The 2,822-nt window shown below is 38.0% G+C and carries 4 protein-coding genes; 2 read left to right on the top strand and 2 right to left on the bottom strand.

The features are described 5' to 3' along the window. Positions 1 to 160: 160 nt before the first annotated feature. Positions 161 to 598, bottom strand: coding sequence for a group II truncated hemoglobin (locus H5118_RS20335; RefSeq protein WP_004335148.1), 438 nt, complete (start codon positions 596 to 598; stop codon positions 161 to 163). Between the two features lie 53 nt (positions 599 to 651). Here H5118_RS20335 and aroE point away from each other — a divergent pair, with 53 nt between their 5' ends. Together aroE and H5118_RS20325 are read left to right on the top strand one after the other, a co-directional pair. Then, positions 652 to 1,476 carry a shikimate dehydrogenase gene (gene aroE, locus H5118_RS20330; RefSeq protein WP_182712952.1) on the top strand — a complete coding sequence of 275 codons (825 nt, stop codon included), beginning with the start codon at positions 652 to 654 and terminating at the stop codon, positions 1,474 to 1,476. Next, the gene (locus H5118_RS20325) at positions 1,473 to 1,727 is read left to right on the top strand and encodes a DUF1488 family protein (protein ID WP_004335144.1); all 255 of its coding nucleotides are present in this window, start codon (positions 1,473 to 1,475) and stop codon (positions 1,725 to 1,727) included. Before aroE ends, H5118_RS20325 begins: the two co-directional genes overlap by 4 nt. On the opposite strand, the gene H5118_RS20320 is transcribed toward H5118_RS20325, so the two are convergent. Next, a complete protein-coding gene (locus H5118_RS20320) occupies positions 1,719 to 2,264 on the bottom strand; it encodes a gamma carbonic anhydrase family protein (RefSeq protein WP_002959868.1) in 546 nt (181 codons plus the stop codon). The two genes, H5118_RS20325 and H5118_RS20320, sit on opposite strands and share 9 nt — an antisense overlap. Between the last annotated feature and the right edge of the window lie 558 nt (positions 2,265 to 2,822).

Here is a 2,822-nt window from a genome sequence, read left to right as displayed (position 1 = left end):
GAGTATGTTCGTTAATCATAATGTGCCCTCAAACAAGATTTGAAGATCTGATCATGACATTGAGATTTAGTTCAAAAAAATCCCCGCTAATTTCTTAGCAGGGATTTGTGTATAAGAGACAGCTAATTAGCGCCTTTTTGCATTATGGCTAAATATAAATTTAATGCTGATTGATCATGTGCGTTGCTAGTTGAGAGAATGATTGCTTTAAGCCTTCACGTAACAACGGATTGTCTATTTCTATATCCAGCGTTTTATTCATGCAGTACATCCACTGATCGCGCAATGCTTTATCTACAGTAAAAGGCATATGTCTTTTACGTAGCATTGGCTGGCCATGTTTTTCAGTAAATAGGTTTGGCCCGCCTAACCAACCAGATAAAAATTCAAAAAATACTTGGCGAATTCGATCTAATGGCAGAGGATGCATATCATATAACGGTTTAGCGTATTCATCTGACTCCATTATGTCGTAGAATCGATTGGAGATAGCTCGCGCCCCTTTCTCTCCACCTATTATTTCATACGGTGTTTTTTCAGGAGTAGGAGCCTGTTGCTCGGGAGCCGGCTTAGATTTAGAAAAAAGTCGTTTAATCATATTACTTATCATTGTTAATAGGCAGTTTATAGCTGCAAAGAGGTTGCTTTAAAATGGACAAATATGCGGTTTTTGGAAATCCAATTAAACATTCAAAATCCCCCGCGATACATAAACAATTTGCTGTATCACTGGGTGAGCAAATCGACTATCGCGCAATATTAGCACCTATCGATAACTTTGAAAAAACAGTATTGTCTTTTTTTGAGCAAGGCGGTGTGGGTGCTAATGTTACAATGCCATTTAAAGAGCAAGCTTATGCAATGGCTGATGAGCTTACCCCATTAGCCAAAATAGTAGGGGCTGTTAATACACTAAAAAAACGAGATGATGGCTCATTACTCGGTGATAACACCGATGGTGTGGGCTTTGTAAATGATTTACTCGCTAATGAAGTAGCCATAACTAATAAACGCATTTTAATCATAGGTGCGGGCGGTGCTGCTCGAGGGGTTATTTTACCTTTGTTAGAGCATAACCCTCAGGAAATAATAATAGTTAATCGCACAGCACAAAAAGCCAAAGAACTCGCAGAGCTGTTTACCCAATATGGACCAGTATCTGGCTTTGGTTTTGATGATTTACCAGTAAGCGATTACTCACTAATTATAAACTCTACCTCTAGCAGTATGAATAACGAACTTCCAGCACTTGATAAAAAACACATAACTAACTGTGAAGTCGCTTATGACATGTTTTATTCACTGCAAAATACCATTTTTATGAATTGGGTTGCACAGCATAATATTAACGCTAAGCTTTTAGATGGCAGTGGCATGTTAGTTGGTCAAGCTGCTCAAGCATATTATGTATGGCGTAATAAAATGCCAAAAATACTTCCCGTCGTTGATGCGCTCAAACAAGGAACGCTTAAATGAATCAGGCAATACAATTTATAGATAGGCTAGAGTTTAGAGAGCCCGATCATCAGTTAGTATTTTTTGCACAAGTTAGTGGCATGCTGGTGGAGTGTGTAATAGAAGTAAATACACTTAAACTAACAGACGAAAGTCACGCAACAGAGTATTTTGAAAAGTATCGTTTTGATTACGAAGAACGTGCCGAGGAGCTTATCGAAGAAGAGAGCTATAACTCGGCAGGCCAAATTGAAGTAAGTTTATTAACTTAAATTAGCTATTTCAGCTAAGTACTCATCTTTAAGTGATACATAGTTATCGGCAGATATTTTTAAAAAGGCAAGTTCTTGCTCCGTTAGAGGGCGGGCTTGCTTAGCCGGACTCCCTACATATAAGTAACCAGACTCTAAGCGTTTGTTTGGGGGTACCAAAGATCCTCCACCTATAATTACATCATCTTCAACAACCACGTTATCCATAATAATAGCGCCCATACCTACAAGTATACGGTTTCCTAATATACATCCGTGCAGCATTACCTTATGACCTACAGTTACATCGTCACCTATAATAAGTGGATAACCATCTGGATTGCTTTTAGTTGCACGAGATAAATGCAATACACTGCCATCTTGTATATTGGAGCGTTTACCAATACGTATATAGTTAACATCGCCTCGGGCTGCTACTAAAGGCCAAACACTACTATTATCACCTAAAGTAATATCACCAACCAAAACTGATGACTCATCAATATAAACAGACGAATTAAACGAAGGAGTTACACCTTTATAAGAACGGATTGCCATATTTAGTACCTTTTAGATAATGGTTATTAGCTTTGAGTGTATCAGCAAGGTCTTTTTTGTACCATAACAGGCACCGTTTGGTTACAAAACTATCAGTTTTAGGGGGTTTAGTTCAGATACTGACCGAACAGCATCTTTTTTTACTTTTTCTTTAAAAAAGTACTTGCGTAAAAATCTGTTCTCCCTATAATGCGACCCCACTGAGACGGGAAACGCCGAAGCATGGCAAGGCACGAACTACTCAGAGAGTTAAATAAAACTTCGGTTTTAAATCTTCCAAAAGAAAATTTAAAACAAAGTGTTGACTCGAAAAACAAAGGGTGTATTATTCGCATCCCTTGAGACGCTAAAGCGACTCAAAACGTTCTTTAACAATATAAAGCAATCATCTGTGTGGGCACTCGTACAGATTGAGTTCTAACAGCCAAGCTATTTAGGTAGCGAGGCAAACAAATTAGAGTCTCAATTGAAAACTGAGTGACCAACAGAATAGTTATTTCGGTAATTATTCGGCACAGTCAATTCAATATCGAAAGATATTAAAAAATTCAGAATTCA

Origin of the sequence: Pseudoalteromonas sp. SR41-1 (assembly GCF_014164015.1) — a bacterium.
In the GTDB taxonomy this organism is placed as follows: domain Bacteria; phylum Pseudomonadota; class Gammaproteobacteria; order Enterobacterales; family Alteromonadaceae; genus Pseudoalteromonas; species Pseudoalteromonas distincta.
The sequence above is the reverse complement of the archived record's forward strand: the minus strand, read 5'-3'. Positions and strand labels throughout refer to the sequence as shown.

Coding starts and splice junctions, on each gene's coding strand:
- H5118_RS20335 (WP_004335148.1), bottom strand. CDS start 598: ATGATTAAACGACTTTTTTCTAAATCTAAGCCGGCTCCCGAGCAACAG.
- aroE (WP_182712952.1), top strand. CDS start 652: ATGGACAAATATGCGGTTTTTGGAAATCCAATTAAACATTCAAAATCC.
- H5118_RS20325 (WP_004335144.1), top strand. CDS start 1,473: ATGAATCAGGCAATACAATTTATAGATAGGCTAGAGTTTAGAGAGCCC.
- H5118_RS20320 (WP_002959868.1), bottom strand. CDS start 2,264: ATGGCAATCCGTTCTTATAAAGGTGTAACTCCTTCGTTTAATTCGTCT.